This window comes from Pseudomonas veronii, assembly GCF_001439695.1.
Taxonomy (GTDB): Bacteria; Pseudomonadota; Gammaproteobacteria; order Pseudomonadales; family Pseudomonadaceae; genus Aquipseudomonas; species Aquipseudomonas veronii.
In genome coordinates this window covers 40,239-57,761 of sequence record NZ_JYLL01000005.1, presented here as the reverse complement: position 1 = coordinate 57,761, position 17,523 = coordinate 40,239, and the positions used below count along the sequence as shown (strand labels likewise).

18 protein-coding genes are annotated in these 17,523 nt (G+C 59.9%); 4 read left to right on the top strand and 14 right to left on the bottom strand.

Going from position 1 to position 17,523, the window contains the following annotated elements; all coding sequences use genetic code 11:
- Window positions 1-96 precede the first annotated feature (96 nt).
- From TU80_RS08180 to rplM, 7 genes are all read right to left on the bottom strand, one after another.
- The gene (locus TU80_RS08180; RefSeq protein ID WP_017845419.1) at window positions 97-516 is read right to left on the bottom strand and encodes a ClpXP protease specificity-enhancing factor; all 420 of its coding nucleotides are present in this window, start codon (window positions 514-516) and stop codon (window positions 97-99) included.
- A 17-nt stretch (window positions 517-533) separates the two neighbouring features.
- The gene (locus TU80_RS08175; protein ID WP_010568030.1) at window positions 534-1,151 is read right to left on the bottom strand and encodes a glutathione S-transferase N-terminal domain-containing protein; all 618 of its coding nucleotides are present in this window, start codon (window positions 1,149-1,151) and stop codon (window positions 534-536) included.
- 146 nt (window positions 1,152-1,297) lie between these two features.
- A complete protein-coding gene (locus tag TU80_RS08170; RefSeq protein ID WP_017845420.1) occupies window positions 1,298-2,077 on the bottom strand; it encodes a cytochrome c1 in 780 nt (259 codons plus the stop codon).
- The gene (locus TU80_RS08165; RefSeq protein WP_017845421.1) at window positions 2,077-3,288 is read right to left on the bottom strand and encodes a cytochrome b; all 1,212 of its coding nucleotides are present in this window, start codon (window positions 3,286-3,288) and stop codon (window positions 2,077-2,079) included. The genes TU80_RS08170 and TU80_RS08165 overlap by 1 nt, the downstream gene beginning before the upstream one ends.
- The gene (gene petA / locus TU80_RS08160; protein ID WP_026139825.1) at window positions 3,288-3,881 is read right to left on the bottom strand and encodes a ubiquinol-cytochrome c reductase iron-sulfur subunit; all 594 of its coding nucleotides are present in this window, start codon (window positions 3,879-3,881) and stop codon (window positions 3,288-3,290) included. Before petA ends, TU80_RS08165 begins: the two co-directional genes overlap by 1 nt.
- Before the next feature lie 267 nt (window positions 3,882-4,148).
- Window positions 4,149-4,541: a 30S ribosomal protein S9 gene (gene rpsI / locus TU80_RS08155; protein ID WP_003171743.1), complete on the bottom strand. Its 393-nt coding sequence runs from the start codon at window positions 4,539-4,541 to the stop codon at window positions 4,149-4,151.
- Window positions 4,542-4,555: 14 nt separating this feature from the next.
- Window positions 4,556-4,984: a 50S ribosomal protein L13 gene (gene rplM, locus TU80_RS08150; RefSeq protein ID WP_010568039.1), complete on the bottom strand. Its 429-nt coding sequence runs from the start codon at window positions 4,982-4,984 to the stop codon at window positions 4,556-4,558.
- A gap of 248 nt (window positions 4,985-5,232) precedes the next feature.
- Here rplM and TU80_RS08145 point away from each other — a divergent pair, with 248 nt between their 5' ends.
- Window positions 5,233-6,273, top strand: a complete 1,041-nt coding sequence (locus TU80_RS08145; protein WP_057004245.1) for an NADP(H)-dependent aldo-keto reductase — start codon at window positions 5,233-5,235, stop codon at window positions 6,271-6,273.
- A 114-nt stretch (window positions 6,274-6,387) separates the two neighbouring features.
- Here the strand turns inward: TU80_RS08145 and TU80_RS08140 are convergent, their stop codons facing one another.
- Complete coding sequence (locus TU80_RS08140; RefSeq protein ID WP_057004244.1) at window positions 6,388-7,524, bottom strand: acyl-CoA dehydrogenase family protein; 1,137 nt, start codon at window positions 7,522-7,524, stop codon at window positions 6,388-6,390.
- Window positions 7,525-7,744: 220 nt separating this feature from the next.
- On the opposite strand from TU80_RS08140, the gene TU80_RS08135 reads away from it, so the two are divergent.
- The gene (locus TU80_RS08135) at window positions 7,745-8,665 is read left to right on the top strand and encodes a GlxA family transcriptional regulator (RefSeq protein ID WP_169850558.1); all 921 of its coding nucleotides are present in this window, start codon (window positions 7,745-7,747) and stop codon (window positions 8,663-8,665) included.
- Between the two features lie 129 nt (window positions 8,666-8,794).
- Here TU80_RS08135 and zapE read toward each other — a convergent pair whose 3' ends face one another.
- From zapE to TU80_RS08120, 3 genes are all read right to left on the bottom strand, one after another.
- On the bottom strand, window positions 8,795-9,889 hold the full coding sequence (gene zapE / locus TU80_RS08130) for a cell division protein ZapE (protein ID WP_046384701.1): 1,095 nt from the start codon (window positions 9,887-9,889) through the stop codon (window positions 8,795-8,797).
- Window positions 9,890-9,968: 79 nt separating this feature from the next.
- On the bottom strand, window positions 9,969-11,324 hold the full coding sequence (locus TU80_RS08125) for a tryptophan--tRNA ligase (protein WP_057004243.1): 1,356 nt from the start codon (window positions 11,322-11,324) through the stop codon (window positions 9,969-9,971).
- Between the two features lie 24 nt (window positions 11,325-11,348).
- Window positions 11,349-11,978 (bottom strand): alpha/beta hydrolase, encoded by a 630-nt coding sequence (locus tag TU80_RS08120; protein WP_026139827.1) that lies wholly within the window; start codon window positions 11,976-11,978, stop codon window positions 11,349-11,351.
- Window positions 11,979-12,125: 147 nt separating this feature from the next.
- Here TU80_RS08120 and TU80_RS08115 point away from each other — a divergent pair, with 147 nt between their 5' ends.
- Window positions 12,126-12,563, top strand: a complete 438-nt coding sequence (locus tag TU80_RS08115) for a Z-ring associated ZapG family protein (RefSeq protein ID WP_003171734.1) — start codon at window positions 12,126-12,128, stop codon at window positions 12,561-12,563.
- 198 nt (window positions 12,564-12,761) lie between these two features.
- Here TU80_RS08115 and TU80_RS08110 read toward each other — a convergent pair whose 3' ends face one another.
- From TU80_RS08110 to TU80_RS08100, 3 genes are all read right to left on the bottom strand, one after another.
- Window positions 12,762-14,486, bottom strand: coding sequence for an ABC transporter ATP-binding protein/permease (locus TU80_RS08110; RefSeq protein WP_057004242.1), 1,725 nt, complete (start codon window positions 14,484-14,486; stop codon window positions 12,762-12,764).
- 100 nt (window positions 14,487-14,586) lie between these two features.
- Window positions 14,587-15,147 (bottom strand): response regulator transcription factor, encoded by a 561-nt coding sequence (locus tag TU80_RS08105; RefSeq protein WP_004372278.1) that lies wholly within the window; start codon window positions 15,145-15,147, stop codon window positions 14,587-14,589.
- Window positions 15,140-16,402, bottom strand: coding sequence for an ATP-binding protein (locus tag TU80_RS08100; RefSeq protein ID WP_017845431.1), 1,263 nt, complete (start codon window positions 16,400-16,402; stop codon window positions 15,140-15,142). Before TU80_RS08100 ends, TU80_RS08105 begins: the two co-directional genes overlap by 8 nt.
- A 204-nt stretch (window positions 16,403-16,606) precedes the next feature.
- On the opposite strand from TU80_RS08100, the gene TU80_RS08095 reads away from it, so the two are divergent.
- Window positions 16,607-17,317 carry an SIMPL domain-containing protein gene (locus TU80_RS08095; protein WP_017845432.1) on the top strand — a complete coding sequence of 237 codons (711 nt, stop codon included), beginning with the start codon at window positions 16,607-16,609 and terminating at the stop codon, window positions 17,315-17,317.
- The last annotated feature ends 206 nt before the right edge of the window (window positions 17,318-17,523 follow it).

The window sequence follows — 17,523 nt, the reverse complement described above, 5'->3', positions numbered from 1 at the left end:
CGTTCCAGGCATGACTTTCATCTACAACGGCCAGGCAAAAAAATGCCCCGGCAACCGCCGAGGCATTTTTCAGCCGCGCCCGAAGGCAAAAGCCGCTTACTTCACCACTTTCAGACTCGGCCGGCCGCTTGGACGCGGTGGCTCGGTATCCGGTGGCGGCACATCATCGCCGTCTTCCCCGTCGATCGCTTCGTCATCCTCGAAAGGCGACTCCAGATCGAACACCATGCCTTGGCCATTTTCCCGGGCGTAGATCCCGAGGATGGCGCCAATCGGCACGTACAGCGTATGCGGCACACCGCCGAAACGCCCTTCGAAGCTGACTGCCTCGTTGTCCATGTGCAGGTGGCGCACTGCGCTGGGCGATACGTTCAGCACAATCTGCCCGTCGCTGGCAAAACCCTGCGGAACCTGAACCGCAGGAAACTCGGAATTGACCAGCATGTGCGGGGTGCAATCGTTGTCCACAATCCACTCATAGAGCGCGCGAACCAGGTAGGGTCGACTGGAGTTCATCAACGGCTCCTTAAGCCTTAGCGCATATCGCGTTCGACACCAGACAGACTCGCCTGGAAAGCCTCACGCGCAAACTGGCGCTCCATGTAATCAAGCAGCGGCTTGGCCGGCCGCGGCAGTTCAATGCCCATAATCGGCAAGCGCCAGAGTATGGGTAATAGGCAGCAATCCACCAGGCTTTGTTCCTCACTGAGGAAAAAAGGCTTGTCGGCGAACAATGGCGAAACGCCCGTCAGGCTCTCGCGCAATTCCTTGCGCGCCACGACACGGGCCGCCTCTTTGCTGCGCGAATCCAGAATCAAATCCACCAGCCCGCACCAGTCGCGCTGAATCCGATGGATCAGCAGGCGGCTGTTGGCACGCGCCACCGGGTACACCGGCAGCAAAGGCGGATGCGGGTAACGCTCATCCAGATATTCCATCACCACGGTTGACTCCCACAACGCCAGGTCACGATCGACCAGGGTGGGCAAGCTGCCGTAAGGGTTCACTTCGATCAGCTTCGGCGGGTGACGACCCACCTCCACACTGATGATCTCGGCGCTGACACCCTTCTCTGCGAGCACGATGCGTACTCGGTGGGAATAGTGGTCGGCGGGGTCGGAGTAACAGGCCAACCGATTGGTCACGCCCATGGCGGTCCTCCTCGCTTGTTGAAATTATCGAAAGCTCAAAAACGAGCGCGCCCAGAGAGCATCTCAGTAGTACCTGATGACCAGGTCGCTACGGGTTAGAGATGCCGCTGGGCGCGCAAGATTAACAGCAATTGCTTACGGTTGGATCAATGCACATCCTTCCAGTATTCGCGCTTGAGCAGATAAGCGAATACGAAGAAGAAAGCCAGGTACAGCAAGACATACGTACCAATGCGCTGGTGCTGCAGTTTGACCGGGTTGGCCGAGTAGGCCAGGAAGGTCACGAGATTCTTGACCTTCTCGTCGAACTGCTCTTCGTTCAGCGCGCCGGACTTGGGCACGATGGTCAGTTGATCGCACGCTTCATGTGTCAGCGGCGTGCCGGTCAACGGGTCAAATTGCTTCTTGCCGCCCTCGACTACCTGAACCTGCTTGCATCCTATCACTTGGCGACCCTGCAGGCCGACCAGAACGTTAGGCATACCGACGTTCGGGAACACCACGTTGTTCACGCCCCATGGACGCGCAGGGTCTTCGTAGAAGGATTTCAGGTAGCCGTAGAGCCAATCGGTGCCGCGAACCCGCGCCACCAAAGTCAGGTCGGGCGGCGCAGCGCCAAACCAGTTCTTGGCGTCCGCTGGTTGCATGCCGATATTCATGTGGTCGCCAATCTTGGCGCCGGTGAACACCAGCTTGTCGAGCATCACCTCGTGCGGGATGCCCAGGTCATCGGCAACACGCTCGTAACGCTGGAACTTGGCGCTGTGGCAACCCATGCAATAGTTGGCGAACGTGCGTGCGCCGTCCTGCATGGCCGCTTTGTCAGACACGTCGATAGCGACTTTTTCCAACTCAGGGCCTTGCTCGGCAGCGAAGGACAGTAGCGGCAGCGCCGCAAGCATCAATGCAACGAATAATTTTTTCATCAGCCAGTCACCCTTTCCGGAACCGGTTTGGTCTTCTCTAGCCGGGTATAGAACGGCATCAGAATGAAGTAGGCGAAGTACAGGAAGGTGCAAACCTGCGACAGCAACGTGCGCTCAGGGGTTGGCGCCAGTACGCCCAGTACACCCAGAATCACGAACGCAATGCAGAACACCCACAGCCAGATCTTGCTCAGCCAGCCCTTGTAGCGCATGGACTTGACCGGGCTTCGGTCGAGCCAAGGCAGCACGAACAGCACCGCGATGGCCGCACCCATGGCGATTACGCCCATGAGCTTGTCGGGGATCGCCCGCAAGATCGCGTAGAACGGCGTGAAGTACCAGACCGGGGCAATATGCACAGGTGTCTTGAAGGCGTTGGCCTGTTCGAAGTTAGGTTTTTCCAGGAAATAACCACCCATCTCCGGGAAAAAGAACACGATCGAGCAGAACACGAACAGGAACACGACGACACCGACAATGTCTTTCACGGTGTAGTACGGGTGGAACGGGATGCCATCCAGCGGGATGCCGTTCTCGTCCTTGTGCTTCTTGATGTCCACACCGTCGGGGTTGTTGGAACCCACTTCGTGCAGCGCCAGGATGTGCAGCACCACCAGGCCGAGAATCACGATCGGCAAGGCCACTACGTGCAAGGCGAAGAAGCGGTTCAGGGTGATGCCCGAGATCAGGTAGTCACCACGGATCCACTGCGTCAGGTCGTTGCCGATCACCGGGATCGCACCGAACAGCGAGATGATCACCTGGGCGCCCCAGTACGACATCTGGCCCCACGGCAGCAGGTAGCCCATGAAGGCTTCAGCCATCAGCGCCAGGTAGATCAGCATGCCGAACACCCACACCAGCTCACGAGGCTTCTGGTACGAACCGTAGAGCAAACCACGGAACATATGCAGGTAGACCACGATGAAGAACGCCGAGGCGCCGGTGGAGTGCAACAGGCGCAGGATCGAGCCGTACTCGACGTCACGCATGATGTATTCGACGGAAGCGAATGCCTCCTCCGCCGAAGGGGTGTAGCTCATGGTCAGCCAGACGCCGGTGACGATCTGGTTGACCAGCACCAGCAGTGCCAGGGAGCCGAAGAAGTAGAAGAAGTTGAAGTTTTTTGGCGCGTAATACTTGCTGAGATGGTCTTCCCACATTTTGGTGGCGGGGAAGCGCGCATCCACCCAATCCATGAACTTACTCATCACGCGTTCTCCTTGTCGAGGCCAATGACAATGATGTCGTTAGATTCGTAGTTATGCGGAGGCACGGGTAGGTTCAGTGGAGCAGGTTGCGACTTGTAGACGCGTCCGGCCAGGTCGTAGTGCGAACCGTGGCAGGGGCAGAAATAGCCGCCGACCCAATCTTTGCCCAGGTCGACCGGCGCCACTTCAGGGCGGAAAGTAGGTGAGCATCCCAGGTGGGTACACAGCCCGACCAGCAGCAGAATCTCTGGCTTGATCGAACGTGCTTCGTTTTTGGCGTAGGCGGGTTGGTCGGAAAACTCAGATTTGGGGTCAGACAACTGGCCTTCGATCTTTTTCAGATTTCCCAGGATTTCCTCCGTTCGACGAACAATGAAGACCGGCTGACCGCGCCACTCAGCAATCATCTGCTGGCCTGGCTCGATCTTGCTGATATTCACCTTCACCGGTGCACCTGCGGCTTTCGCCTTGGCACTGGGAAACCATGACCCCACGAACGGGACCGCAGCCCCCACCGCTCCTGCAGCACCCACCACGGATGTGGCTGCTACCAAGAAGCGACGCCGGCCTGCATTCACGCCGTCATTGCTCATTCAGTCCTCTCCCATCAGCTTTTTGGCCTGTTAAATCAGGCGTCTACTAAGTATTAAATCTGAACTTATAAAAATTTTGCCGAATGGTAATGAAAAGCCCCACCCCTGACAAGGGAATTACCCGGAGCTCCAGCTCCAAGCCTTGTAGTATAGGGGGTCTACGGCTGTGGCAAGTTGTCACGCCGAAATTTATGCATAAATAGCAGGCAATAAAAAACGCCCAGCTCCGTAAGGAGGCTGGGCGTTTTTTGTGGAACGTAAAGCGAATTAACGCTTCGAGTACTGCGGACGCTTACGCGCTTTACGCAGACCGACTTTCTTACGTTCAACTTCACGAGCATCACGAGTCACGAAGCCAGCTTTGCGCAGAGCGCCACGCAGGGTTTCGTCGTACTGCATCAGAGCGCGAGTGATACCGTGGCGGATTGCGCCAGCTTGACCACTTACACCGCCACCGATAACGGTGACGTAGATGTCGAACTTTTCAACAGTCTCGGTCAATTCCAGCGGCTGACGAACTACCATGCGGGCAGTTTCGCGGCCGAAGAAGTTGTCCAGAGTGCGGTTGTTGATCGAGATGTTACCAGTGCCCGGACGCAGGAAAACGCGTGCGGTTGCGGTTTTGCGACGGCCAGTGCCGTAATTTTGAGTCGCCGACATAATGAACTATTCCGTTAAAACTTCAGTTCTTGGGGCTGCTGAGCAGCATGAGGGTGAGCAGCGCCCGCATAGACTTTCAGCTTGCGAAACATATCGCGACCCAGTGGGCCCTTCGGCAGCATGCCTTTAACCGCGATTTCAATCGGGGCCTCAGGCTTCTTGGCGATCAGACCTTCGAAATTGGAAGACTTGATGCCGCCTGGGAAACCGGAGTGACGGTAGTACATTTTGTCTTGCGCTTTGTTGCCGGTAACACGTACCTGCTCAGCGTTGATGATCACGATGTAGTCACCGGTGTCAACGTGAGGGGTGTATTCAGGCTTGTGCTTGCCACGCAGACGGCTGGCGACTTCAGTGGCCAGACGACCCAGAGTCTGACCAGCGGCGTCGACGACAAACCAGTCGCGCTGAACTGTTTCCGGTTTTGCAGTAAAAGTTGTCATTCTTTAATAGCCTCAGGGGCCGCCCTGTAAATTAGACGGCGGATCTTACTGAATAGTGCGTACTTTGACAAGTCAAAGGCAGCCGGATACAGACGCTATCGGGGGCTCGGGTCGGCGCGTCCGTTCAACGGCAAGATTCTTCGGCAGGCGGCGCATCACTTCCACTGCAGAAAGAGGTGGGCAATTATGCAGATTGCGAAAAAAAATTCAACCTGCTTTTATGATTGTTTTCCCCGAAGGAGCACCCGATGGATTATCGACAGCTGGGCCGTACCGATCTGCACGTAAGCGCGATAGCCTTGGGCACCATGACCTGGGGCGAGCAGAACAGCGAGGCAGAGGCCTTCGCGCAGATCGAACGGGCCAAGGCCGCGGGGATCAACTTCCTCGACACGGCGGAAATGTACCCGGTGCCACCCAAGGCCGACACCTATGCCACCACCGAACGCTACATCGGGAATTACTTCAAAAGCCGCGGCGACCGCGCCGACTGGATTCTCGCCAGCAAGATCGCCGGCCCCGGCAACACCATCGACTATATCCGCGGCGGCCACCTGCGCCACAACCGCCAGCACATCGTCGAAGCCCTGGATGCGAGCCTCAAGCGCCTGCAGACCGACTGGATCGACCTCTACCAGTTGCACTGGCCGGAGCGCAGCACCAACTTCTTCGGCCAGCTGGGCTACAAGCACAAGGACGAAGACGACCTGACGCCGCTGGAGGAAACCCTCGAAGCGCTGGACGCGCAGGTGAAGGCCGGCAAGATCCGCCACATCGGTCTGTCCAACGAAACGCCGTGGGGCACCATGAAGTTCCTCGCCCTGGCCGAAGCCCGCGGCTGGACCCGCGCGGTGTCGATCCAGAACCCCTACAACCTGCTCAACCGCAGCTTTGAAGTGGGCCTGGCGGAAATCGCCATTCGCGAACAGTGCGGTCTGCTGGCTTATTCGCCCCTGGCATTCGGCATGCTCAGCGGCAAATACGAAGGCGGTGCGCGCCCGGCAAAAGCCCGCCTGACCGAATACAGCCGCTTCAGCCGCTATTTCAACCCGCAGTCGGAAGCAGCGTGCAGCCGTTATGTGGCCCTGGCCCGCAAACACGGCCTGGACCCGGCGCAGATGGCGTTGGCGTTCGTCACGCAGCAGCCGTTCGTGACCAGCAACATCATTGGTGCGACGAGCCTGGAGCAACTGGACAGCAACCTTGCCAGCGCTGACCTGAAACTGTCGAAAGAGGTGCTGGAGGGGATTGAGGCGATTCAGAAGGATCATCCTAATCCAGCACCTTGATTGATCTCTAGACCGCTATCGGGGGCAAGCCCCCTCCCACACTTAGCCGTGTGAACCCAGTAAAACGTGGGAGGGGGCTTGCCCCCGATGAGGCCCTCAGCCACACCATCGAAATCAAAGCGCCCGCGCAATAATCTCCTTCATGATCTCATTGGTCCCCGCATAAATCCGCTGCACCCGCGCATCCGCCCAGGCGCGGGCGATCGGGTATTCCCACATGAAGCCGTAGCCGCCGTGCAATTGCACACACTCGTCGAGCACCTTGCATTGCAGGTCCGTGGCCCAGTACTTGGCCATGGCGGCGGTGGGCACGTCGAGCTTGCCCTCCAGGTGCAACGCCAGGCACTTATCGACGAACACGCGGCCGATCTGGATCTCGGTGGCCATCTCCGCCAATTTGAAGCGGGTGTTCTGGAAGTCGGCAATCGCCTTGCCGAAGGCCTTGCGCTCACGGGTGTAGTCGAGGGTCCATTGCAGCGCCGCTTCGGCTGACGCCAGCGCGCCAATCGCCACGGTCAAGCGCTCCTGCGGCAGCTCCTGCATCAAGTAGGCGAAGCCCATGCCCGCCTGGCCCAGCAGGTTTTCCTTGGGCACACGGACATCCTGGAAGAACAGCTCCGAAGTGTCCTGGGCCTTCATGCCGACCTTCTCCAGGCGCTTGCCCTTGTCGAAGCCCGGCGTAGCGGCCTCCACCAGGAACAGGCTGGTGCCCTTGGCGCCGGCCTTGGGGTCGGTCTTGGCGACCACGATCACCAGATCGGCGAGAAAACCGTTGGTGATAAAGGTCTTGGAGCCGTTGATCACATACTCATCACCGTCCAGCACCGCCGTGGTCTTGACCCCTTGCAGGTCGGACCCGGCGCCCGGCTCGGTCATGGCGATGGCCGTGACCTTCTCGCCGGAGATCAATTGGGGCAGGTATTGGTGCTTCAGCGCTTCACTGCCGTAATGCAGGATATACGGCGCGACAATGTCCGAATGCAGGGAGAAACCGATGCCGGTCAGGCCCAGGCGGCTGATTTCTTCGATCACCACCGCGCTGTAGAGAAAGTCCGCGCCCAGGCCGCCGTACTCCTCCGGCAGATGGGAACACAACATCCCCGCCTTGCCGGCCTTGTTCCACAGCGCACGGTCGATATAGCCCTGCTTCTCCCATTGCGCATGGAACGGCGCAGCGTCTTTTTCAAGGAAGGTACGCACGCTCTGGCGGAAGAGTTCGTGTTCCGGGCTGAACAACGTTCTGGGGATCATGAGGTCACCTGCGTGGATTGTCGGACAAAGACGAACCACAGAGCCTATGCCGCGAAGGCGTCACAGGACACTGGACACATGCGACAAAAAATAAGACGATCCAGCCGTCTGGTGACCACTTTCCCCTATAAGAATAAATGAAATTATGTCTAACCAAATCTCCACGCCCTTGCGGCGCGTCAGCATTTTGGCCATTGATCGGGTGTTCGCTTCCACCCTCATGCAAGCCAAGGATTTCTTCCACCTCGCCAGCCTGCGTTACGGCAAACAACAAGGCCTGGGCCTGACCCCAGCGTTCGAAACGCGCCTGGTCAGCCCCGACGGGCAATCGGTGCGCAGCTTCAGTGATGTGATCATGCCGGTGGACGGCGGCCTGGAAGACGCCGACATCATCGTGCTGCCGGCCTTCTGGGATGACTTCGATGCCCTGAGTACGCGCTACCCGCAAGTGCTGCCGTGGCTGCGCGAACAGCACGCCCGCGGCGCGGTGCTCTGCGGCGAAGCGACCGGGGTGTTCTGGCTGGCCGAAGCCGGGCTGCTCGATGGCAAGGAGGCGACCACCTACTGGCGTTTCTTCACTGCCTTCAGCGAGCGCTTCCCCAAGGTCCAGCTCAACCAGGACAAGCACCTGACCGACGCCGACAACCTGTACTGCGCCGGCGGCACCACCTCGGCCTGTGACCTCTATATCTATCTGATCGAACGCTTCTGCGGCGCCAACATCGCCCAGGCCGTGGCCCGCGATATTCTTTACGAAGTGCAGCGCAACTATTCGCCGGGACGGATCGGTTTCGGCGGGCAGAAGCTGCACCAGGATGTGATCATCCTGCAGATCCAGCACTGGCTCGAAGAGCATTTCGCCGACAAGTTCCGCTTCGAGGACGTGGCCCGGGAGCACGGCATGAGCATCCGCAACTTCATGCGCCGCTTCCAGACCGCCACCGGCGACAAGCCGCTGCATTACCTGCAACGCTTGCGCATCGAGACGGCGAAAGGGCTGCTCTCGGGCAGCCGCAAGAGCATCAAGACCATCAGTTATGAGGTGGGCTACGACGATGCGAGTTTCTTTGCGCGGCTGTTCAGGCAGCACACCGAGCTGTCACCGAACCAGTACCGCCAGCAGTTCCAGCAAGCCGCGTAATCAGGGCTGTACAGAGACAAAATGTGGGAGGGAGCGTGCTCCCGATAGCGGTGTATCAGTCAGTACATCTGGCACTGATACACCGCTATCGGGGGCAAGCCCCCTCCCACACTTTTTACTGCGTCGTGCTTAGGGTTTGTGCGCCCGCGACAGGAACTCGTGGGATTGCATCTCCAGCAGGCGGCTCAGGGTGCGCTGGAATTCGAAGTTCAAGCGACCGCCGGTGTAGAGGTCCTTGAGCTCGACTTCCGCCGAGATGATCAACTTGACGTTGCGGTCGTAGAACTCGTCGACCATGTTGATAAAGCGGCGCGCGATGTCGTCGGTGCTGACGCTCATCTGCTCCACGCCACTGAGGATCACGGCGTGGAAGATCTTGCCCAGTTCGATGTAGTCGTTCTGGCTGCGCGGGCCGTCGCACAGTTCGCGGAAGTCGAACCAGGCCACGTCATCGCAGGTACGCAGCGCGATGATTTGGCGGTTTTCGATGATCAACTTGTCGTTTTCCACCGCCTGGGTGCATTCCGGCGTGAGGGCGCGGAAGCTTTTGCGCAGGCTATCTTGCGCCGCGTCGTTGAGCGGGAAGTGGAACAACTCCGCTTGCTCCAGGTGCCGCAGGCGGTAATCGACGCCGCTGTCGACGTTGACGATCTCGGTGTTCTGCTTGATCAGCGCAATGGCCGGCAGGAAGCGCGCGCGTTGCAGGCCGTCCTTGTACAGGCCATCGGGCACGATGTTCGAGGTGGCGACCAGGGTCACGCCGTTCTTGAACAGCTCTTCCATCAGGGTGCCGAGGATCATGGCGTCGGTGATGTCGGAGACGAAGAACTCATCGAAGCAGATCACCCGCGCCTCTGCGGAGAACCGCTTGGCGATGATGGTCAACGGGTTTTTCTCGCCCGGCAGGGTTTTCATCTCTTCATGGACGCGCTTCATGAAGCGGTGGAAGTGCGTGCGGACCTTTTCCTTGAACGGCAGCGCTTCGAAGAACGTGTCCACCAGGTAGGTCTTGCCGCGACCCACGCCGCCCCAGAAGTACAGGCCCTTGACCGGCGTGCGGTCTTTCTTGCCAAACAGCTTGCCGAGCATCCCTGGCTTACTCTGCGAGGCCGCGACCAGGTCTTCGTACAGACGCTGCAAATGACGCACCGCCGTTTCCTGGGCCGCGTCATGGAAGAATTCAGGGCGTTTCAGATCAGCTTGATATCGTTCTAGGGGCGTCATAATTTCGTTAGCAAGGCAACAAAAACGGGCCGTCACTGTAACGACGGCCCTGGATAATGGCAATCAACCCTTGGTCGGGTTAATCCTCGAGGGGGGTCAGCGCGACGCGCAGGGCTTCGATGGCGGCATCGCGCGACGCGGTGTCGGCGAATGGCGCGCTGTCGGCAACCGCAGCGTCGTCCAGCCATACGCTGAAGCTCAGGGCTTCAGGGCGCACGTCCAGCGCGGCGCCGCTTTGCAATTGCTTGGTCACGGCGCCAGCCGCCTTGCCGTCGGCGAAGTTGCGCGACAGCAGCAGTTGCTCGCCATCGGCCGCCAACAGGCGGAAGCGGAAGCTGCCGTCGTCTTCGCGGAAACTCACGAAGCGCGCGGCTTTCGCGGCCTTTTTCTTGGTGCTGACCGGCGCCGCGGCCTGGTTGACGAACGAACGCAGGCCAACGGCCTCACGCAGCTCGGCGAGGAACGGCGCGGCCACGGCGCGGGCTTTTTGGGCGCCGATCAGCAGCAGGTCTTCCATGTCCGCCGGGCGCGACATCAATTGGTGGTAACGCTCACGGGCTTCACCCAGTTGCCCGTCCAGCAGTTGGAACAGACGGTTCTTCGCCTCGCCCCAGCCCAGGCCTTGCAGCAACTCGGCGCGGAATTCCTGTTCCTGGGCCTTGCTGGCAAACGCCTGGTACAGGGTGAACAGGTGCGAATTGTCCGGGTCCTTGGCTTCGCCGGGCGCGCGGGAGTCGGTGACGATCCGCGAGATCGCGTCTTTCATGTCCTTGGCGCTGGTGAACAACGGGATGGTGTTGTCGTAGCTCTTCGACATCTTGCGACCGTCCAGGCCCGGCAAGGTGGCGACGCTTTCTTCGATCACCGCCTCGGGCAGGGTGAAGAACTCTTTACCGTTGCCGAACAGGTGGTTGAAGCGCTGACCGATGTCGCGGGCCATTTCCACGTGCTGGATCTGGTCGCGGCCCACCGGCACCTTGTGCGCGTTGAACATCAAAATGTCCGCCGCCATCAGCACCGGGTAGCTGTACAGGCCCATGGTGATGCCCGCATCCGGGTCTTCGCCGTTTTCCACGTTCTTGTCCACCGACGCCTTGTAGGCATGGGCGCGGTTGAGCAGGCCCTTGGCGGCGACGCAGGTCAGCAGCCAGGTCAGCTCGGGGATCTCGGGAATGTCGGACTGGCGATAGAACGTCACCCGGTTCACATCCAGGCCACCGGCCAGCCAGGTCGCGGCGATTTCCATACGCGAGCGCTGGATGCGCTGCGGGTCATCGCATTTGATCAGGGCGTGGTAGTCGGCCAGGAAGTAGAAGGAGTCGGCATTGGCGTCCTGACTGGCAAGGATCGCCGGGCGGATCGCACCGGCGTAGTTGCCCAGGTGCGGCGTGCCGGTGGTGGTGATGCCGGTGAGGATACGGGTACGAGTCGTCATGGGTAATCGCTTATCAGACTGCTATCAATTCGAGAGGCGCGGCAGCACCAGATCCTTGAGATCGGTGAGCTTGCCATGAAAAAAGTGTCCGCATTCTGCCACTTTCAGCAGCTCATGGGGGCGTTTCAGGGCGGCGGACCAGTCGTAGACGCATTGCGGGTCGACCACTTCGTCGGTTTCCGGCTGGATCAGGGTCAGCGGGCAGTTCTGCGGCAGCAGGTCGGCATCGCCCAGGCGCATCACCGCGGCGGCGACCATGAACAGGTGCGCGAGCTTTTCGCCCTTGGCTTCCAGACGACCGCCGAGGCTGGCGGCGACATAGCCACCAAACGAAAAACCGAGCAAGGTGATCGGCAGGTCGGGGTGTTTCTTGCGCAACCAGGTGGCGGCCGCTTCGGCATCGTCCACTTCACCGCTGGCCATGTCATGGGTGCCGGCGCTGGCACCGACGCCACGGTAATTGAATCGCAAGGTGATCAAACCGGCATCGCGGGCGGTGCGTTGCAGGGTCGAAACAACTTTATTGAGCATGGTCCCACCCTGCACCGGGTTAGGGTGGCAGATCAGCGCCAGGCCACGTGGCGCGGGCTGATCCAGGTACAGGGCTTCCAATTGGCCTACCGGGCCATCGATCAAAACAGGGGTTTCACGCATGAGCAAGGAATGAACTCCGTGACCTCTCAAAGGGTCGACTCGTCTAGCTAAAAGTCTGTGCATGGCATCATTGCGAGCTTAATCGCGGTATACAGCGCAGGTCCGAGCCGTTAACGTAAAGCAAAGCCGTTTATAGAGGAAGGACTCGTGGAACACTCGCTCTTAGTTTGGTTGTTGCCGACTCTTGCCCTGGTTGCCGGTGTCGCCATTGGATTCCTGGTTGCTCGCTTGCTGCCGAATGCCGCGCCTAACCGCACGCAGCGTCAGTTGGATGACATTCAGGAACGTTTTGACAGTTATCAGAACGAGGTTGTTACCCACTTCAACAGCACCGCGACCCTGGTCAAGAAGCTCACCCAGAGCTACCAGGAAGTACAGGATCACCTCGCCGACGGCGCCAACCGCCTGGCGCTCGACGACATCACCCGTCAGCGCCTGCTGGCCGCGCTGCATTCCGATGCACCGCAAACCCCACGGGAACGCCTGACCCCGCCACGGGAAAACCAGGAGCCGCCACGGGACTACGCGCCAAAAACGCCGAACGCCCCTGGCATGCTGGATGAGCATTACGGCTTGAAGAAGTAAGTCTTTTCAGGCGCTGTAAAAAAGCCCGGCTGATCGATGATCAGCCGGGCTTTTTGTTGGGCCTCAATCTCCAGACCAGCGGGGATGCCATTGTGGGAGAGAGCTTGCTCCTGATAGCGGCGGATCAGTTGATATATAGGCTGACTGACACACTGCTATCGGGAGCAAGCTCCCTCCCACACTGACCGAGTACGGCCCTCAGGACACGGGTTGTTCTTGCAGGTGGCCGCTTTCGATCCGCACATGCCGCCCATGGAAGCGCTTGAGGCTGCTGCGATGGCCGACGCTGACGATGCTCAGCCCCGGCAGCTCATCGATCAACGCCTGGTACAACGTCGCCTCATCCTCTTCATCCATGGCCGATGTCGCTTCGTCCATGTACAGCCACTGCGGTGCGAACAACAACGCACGGGCAAAGGCCAGGCGCTGTTGCTCGCCGGGCGAGAGCATGCGCTGCCAGTGGTTGGCTTCGTCCAGCCGCGCGACCAGATGCGGCAAGCGGCAGGTTTCCAGGACCTGTGCATAACGTTCGTCCATGTACACGCCGTCGTCCTGTGGATAACTCAACGCGGCCTTCAACGTGCCGATCGGCAGATACGGCTTCTGCGGCAGGAACAGGTAACGCGCCGCCGGCAGGCGGATGCTGCCATGGCCCGCCGGCCACAGCTGGCCCATGGCACGCAGCAACGTACTTTTACCGCTGCCGGAACGCCCGCTGAGCATCAGGCGCTGGCCCGGCTCGACGACCATGTCGGCGCCGGCGAGCAAGTGGCGGCCATCGGCCAGGTCCATGCCGAGCTTCTCTACCACCAGGCGCTCGCCTTCCGGGCGCACGTCGATGGCTGCGGGGCGCTGCTCGTTATCGCTCATGGCCTGCTGGAAACTCAGCAGACGATCACTGGTGGCGCGCCAACTGGCCAGCTCCGTGTACGCGCCGATAAACCAGCTGAAGTTCTCCTGGACGTTGCCGAACGCCGAGTTGATTTGCATCAGCTCGCCCAGCTCGATCTTGCCGGTGAAGTAGCGCGGCGCGGCGACGATGAACGGGAAGATGATTGCGATCTGGCTGTAGCCGGCGGTGAAGAAAGTCAGGCGCTTGGACACTTTCATGATGTCCCAGAAGTTATGCCAGACCCGGCCGAAGCGTTGGCTCAAACGGCGATTTTCGTTGGGCTCGCCGTTGTACAAGGCAATGCTCTCGGCATTCTCGCGGACCCGGACCATCGAGAAGCGCAAATCCGCCTCGAAGCGTTGTTGTTGATTGTTCAGCCCGATCAAGCGACGCCCGATCAGGTGCGTCAGCCAACTGCCCACAGCGGCATAGAGCAATGCACACCAGAACATGTAGCCGGGAATGGTGATACCGAACACTTCGATGCTGCCCGACACACCCCACAGGATGATCGAAAACGACACCAGGCTGACCACATTGCGCAGCAGGCCCAGGCCGAGGCTCAAGCTGCTGGAGGTGAAGTTATTGAGGTCTTCGGAGATCCGCTGGTCCGGGTTATCGGTATAACCGCCCTGCTCCAACTGGTAGTAGTTTTTGTCGCTGAGCCAGCGTGCGAAGTGTTTTTCGGTCAACCAGGCCCGCCAACGGATGGTCAGCATCTGGGTCAGGTACAAGCGATAAACCGCACCGAGGATGGCCACCGCAGCGATGCCGCCGAAATAGCCGATCAGTTGCCAGAAGGCCGCCGTGTCCTTATGTTCCAGGGCGTTGTAGAAATCCTTGTACCAGTGGTTGATCCACACGGAGATCGCGACGCTGAACAGCGACAAACCAATCACCGCCAACAACAGCAACCATGCCTTGCCCTTTTCTTCACTGCGCCAATAGGGCGTGATCATCGCCCAGGTTCGGCGAAAAAAGTGCCCACGCACCGCGTCGTTGACCGCGGAATACTCAGCGTTCTGATTCATCGTTCAGGCTCGGTAGGAAATAGATGGCAGGCGTTTGAACCGATCATAGAGCATCGGTTCAAGGCGCCGTGCGGCCTGAAGTAGATTGTTCAGCCGGCGTTCAGCGCCGTACCGGGCGCTTCTGCAGCTTGCGTTGCAGGGTACGCCGGTGCATGCCCAGCGCGCGGGCGGTGGCCGAGATATTGCCTTCATGCTCGGTCAGCACGCGCTGGATGTGTTCCCACTGCAGGCGGTCCACCGACATCGGGTTTTCCGGCACCAGGGTGTCGAGGTCGGCATGCTCGGAGAGCAAGGCGGCCAGCACGTCGTCGGCGTCCGCCGGTTTGCACAGGTAGTTGCAGGCGCCACGCTTGATGGCTTCGACAGCGGTGGCAATGCTGGAATAACCGGTGAGGATCACCACACGCATTTCCGGATCGAGTTCGAGCAGCTTGGGCAGCAGCACCAGGCCGGAGTCGCCGTCCATTTTCAGGTCGAGCGCGGCGTAGTCCGGCAGGTCGGCCTGGGCGATGCTCAGGCCCTCTTCCGCGGAGCCCGCGGTGCTGACGCGGAAACCGCGACGGCTCATGGCACGCGCCATGACGCGGGTAAAGGTAGCGTCATCATCTACCAGCAACAGGTGCGGCAGTTCTTCGCCTTCGACTTGGATCTCATCACTCATCGATATCTCCTCGTGCGACACGGGGCAGGCGCAGCTCGGTGAGCGTGCCGCCTTCCTCATGACTATAGAGCTTCACTGAGCCGCCCGCGCGGGTCACGCTGGCCTTGCTCAAAAACAGGCCGAGGCCGAAGCCTTTGCCCTTGGTGGTAAAGAAAGGTTTACCGATCTGCTCGGCAATAGCCAGCGGCACGCCTGCGCCGTGGTCACGAATGCTGATGGTGAGGTTTTCCGTGTCCCAGTCCAGCTGCACTTCCAGGCCTTCGGGGCAGGCATCGGCGGCATTGTTCAACAGGTTGAGCAGGGCCTGGGTCAGGTCCGGCGGCGGCGCCATGCGCGGCACGCTGCCCTGCCCCAGCAGGTGGAAACGGTAACTGGCTTCGGGGCGCATCAGGTGCCAGCGGTTCAGGGCTTCGTCGAGCCACTGGGTCACGTCCTGCATCTCCACCGCCAGGCGGCGGTTGGCTTCGGCGGCGCGCACCAGTTGCTGCAAGGTTTGCTTGCACTGCTTGACCTGTTCGCGCAGCACGCCGAGGTCTTCTTGCAGCGCCGGATCGTGATGGTCCTGGGTCATTTCGTTGAGCAGCACGCTCATGGTCGCCAGGGGCGTGCCCAACTCATGGGCCGCACCGGCGGCCTGGGTCGCGACGGCCAGCAGTTGCTGGTCGCGCAGGCCTTCTTCGCGGCGGATGGCGCGCAATTCTTCCTGGCGGCGCAGTTCTTCGGCCATGCGCGCAGCAAAAAAGGTGATGACTGCGGCCGACAGCGCGAAGCTCAGCCACATCCCGTAGATCTGCAGGTTTTCCCGGGCGATGGGGAACGTCTGCAACGGGTAGAACTGCGCCAGCAGCAAGGTGTACAGGGTCAGGGCAATGCCGGAGAGTATCACCGAGTAGCGCCACGGCAAGGTCACGGCCGCGATGGTCAAGGGCACCAGGTAATACGAAACGAACGGATTGGTGGAACCACCGGAGAAATACAGCAACACACTGTGGATAAACAGGTCGCAGGCCAACTGCAGGGCGTATTCCAACTCGGTCACCGGCCAGGTGGTACGCAACCGGATGGCGGTAAACGCACACAACACGGTGGAAAAACCCAGGGTCACGCTCAGTTGCAGCCACGGCAGCGGCAGCAGGTCGAACCAATAGGCAAGCCCGACGGAACCGGCCTGCGCGGCCAATACCAAGGTGCGAATGAACGTCAGGCGCCAGAGGTTCTGGCGGGTGGCGGAAGTCAGTTTTACGGCGGCGAGCATGAGCTCTCCCGGTGAGCGCTGCAGGCGGATCGGCAGGAGTATAAACGAAGCCGACCGGCAGACACGGCGCGTGTGGCTCTTTGACGCAGGCGCGCTGAATGACCGTTCGTCGGCACTGCGACAACTTGTAGTGAATGTGTAAACCCGAAGAACCTGGCACCACCGTCTACAGTCATACCGATACGAACAATCCAAGGAGCTTCCATGTCCCGTTTCATTCGCAACGCAGCCGCTCTCACCCTCAGCGCCAGCACCCTGGCCAGCCTCCCGGCCGTCGCCGCCGATGAGTTGCATTACAACCAGATCGCCCTGCGCGCCGAAGTCAGCCAGGAAGTGGCCCGCGACAAGATGATCGTGACGCTCTATACCGAATCCCAGAACGCCGACCCCGCCAAGCTCGCCGCCGACATCACCACCACCATGAACCAGGCCCTGGGCCAGGCCCGCGAAGTCAAGGCCGTGACCCTGCGTCAGGGCAGCCGCAACAGCTACCCGATCTACGACAATAAGAACCAGAAGATCACCGGTTGGCGTGAACGCGCCGAACTGCGCCTGGAGAGCGCAGACTTCCCGGCGCTGTCCAAGCTCACCGGCGAGTTGCTCAACACCCTGAAAATGCAAAACATGGAATTCGCCATCGCTGACACCACGCGCAGGTCCAGCGAAGACGCCCTGCTCAAGGACGCGGTCAGCGCATTCAAGGCTCGCGCCCAACTGGCCACCGATGCGTTGGGCGGCAAGGGTTATAAGATCGTCAACCTGAACTTCAACACCAATGGTTATCCACAACCTTACGCACGCGGCGGGATGATGATGAAAGCCGCCATGATGGATTCGGCGCCGACGCCGGAAGTTGAGGCGGGGACCAGTCAAGTGAGCATGAGCGCCGACGGGGTCATCGAAGTCTTGCAATAAGTCTTATCAACAAAAAACGGCGCGGCCCGACAAGGCTGGCGCCGTTTTTTTTCGCGAGCAGTTTCATTCAACTCATCTAAACATTTTGAATCATAAGTGGGTCGCTCATATCTTGGCATAAGACTTCTTTCTAAAGTTGTAGGCACCCCACAAAGCTACTGTCGTTACGTCACAGAGCATAAAGCAGGCATGGGAACCTTTAGTAG

Bases quoted from the DNA above. Each gene is read 5' to 3' on its own strand.
- TU80_RS08170 (WP_017845420.1), bottom strand. From the start codon at position 2,077: ATGAAAAAATTATTCGTTGCATTGATGCTTGCGGCGCTGCCGCTACTG.
- TU80_RS08125 (WP_057004243.1), bottom strand. From the start codon at position 11,324: ATGACGACTCGTACCCGTATCCTCACCGGCATCACCACCACCGGCACG.
- petA (WP_026139825.1), bottom strand. From the start codon at position 3,881: ATGAGCAATGACGGCGTGAATGCAGGCCGGCGTCGCTTCTTGGTAGCA.
- rplM (WP_010568039.1), bottom strand. From the start codon at position 4,984: ATGACAACTTTTACTGCAAAACCGGAAACAGTTCAGCGCGACTGGTTT.
- TU80_RS08100 (WP_017845431.1), bottom strand. From the start codon at position 16,402: ATGCTCGCCGCCGTAAAACTGACTTCCGCCACCCGCCAGAACCTCTGG.
- TU80_RS08110 (WP_057004242.1), bottom strand. From the start codon at position 14,486: ATGAATCAGAACGCTGAGTATTCCGCGGTCAACGACGCGGTGCGTGGG.
- TU80_RS08120 (WP_026139827.1), bottom strand. From the start codon at position 11,978: ATGCGTGAAACCCCTGTTTTGATCGATGGCCCGGTAGGCCAATTGGAA.
- TU80_RS08095 (WP_017845432.1), top strand. From the start codon at position 16,607: ATGTCCCGTTTCATTCGCAACGCAGCCGCTCTCACCCTCAGCGCCAGC.
- TU80_RS08175 (WP_010568030.1), bottom strand. From the start codon at position 1,151: ATGGGCGTGACCAATCGGTTGGCCTGTTACTCCGACCCCGCCGACCAC.
- TU80_RS08180 (WP_017845419.1), bottom strand. From the start codon at position 516: ATGAACTCCAGTCGACCCTACCTGGTTCGCGCGCTCTATGAGTGGATT.
- zapE (WP_046384701.1), bottom strand. From the start codon at position 9,889: ATGACGCCCCTAGAACGATATCAAGCTGATCTGAAACGCCCTGAATTC.
- TU80_RS08165 (WP_017845421.1), bottom strand. From the start codon at position 3,288: ATGAGTAAGTTCATGGATTGGGTGGATGCGCGCTTCCCCGCCACCAAA.
- TU80_RS08105 (WP_004372278.1), bottom strand. From the start codon at position 15,147: ATGAGTGATGAGATCCAAGTCGAAGGCGAAGAACTGCCGCACCTGTTG.
- TU80_RS08140 (WP_057004244.1), bottom strand. From the start codon at position 7,524: ATGATCCCCAGAACGTTGTTCAGCCCGGAACACGAACTCTTCCGCCAG.
- rpsI (WP_003171743.1), bottom strand. From the start codon at position 4,541: ATGTCGGCGACTCAAAATTACGGCACTGGCCGTCGCAAAACCGCAACC.
- TU80_RS08135 (WP_169850558.1), top strand. From the start codon at position 7,745: ATGCAAGCCAAGGATTTCTTCCACCTCGCCAGCCTGCGTTACGGCAAA.
- TU80_RS08145 (WP_057004245.1), top strand. From the start codon at position 5,233: ATGGATTATCGACAGCTGGGCCGTACCGATCTGCACGTAAGCGCGATA.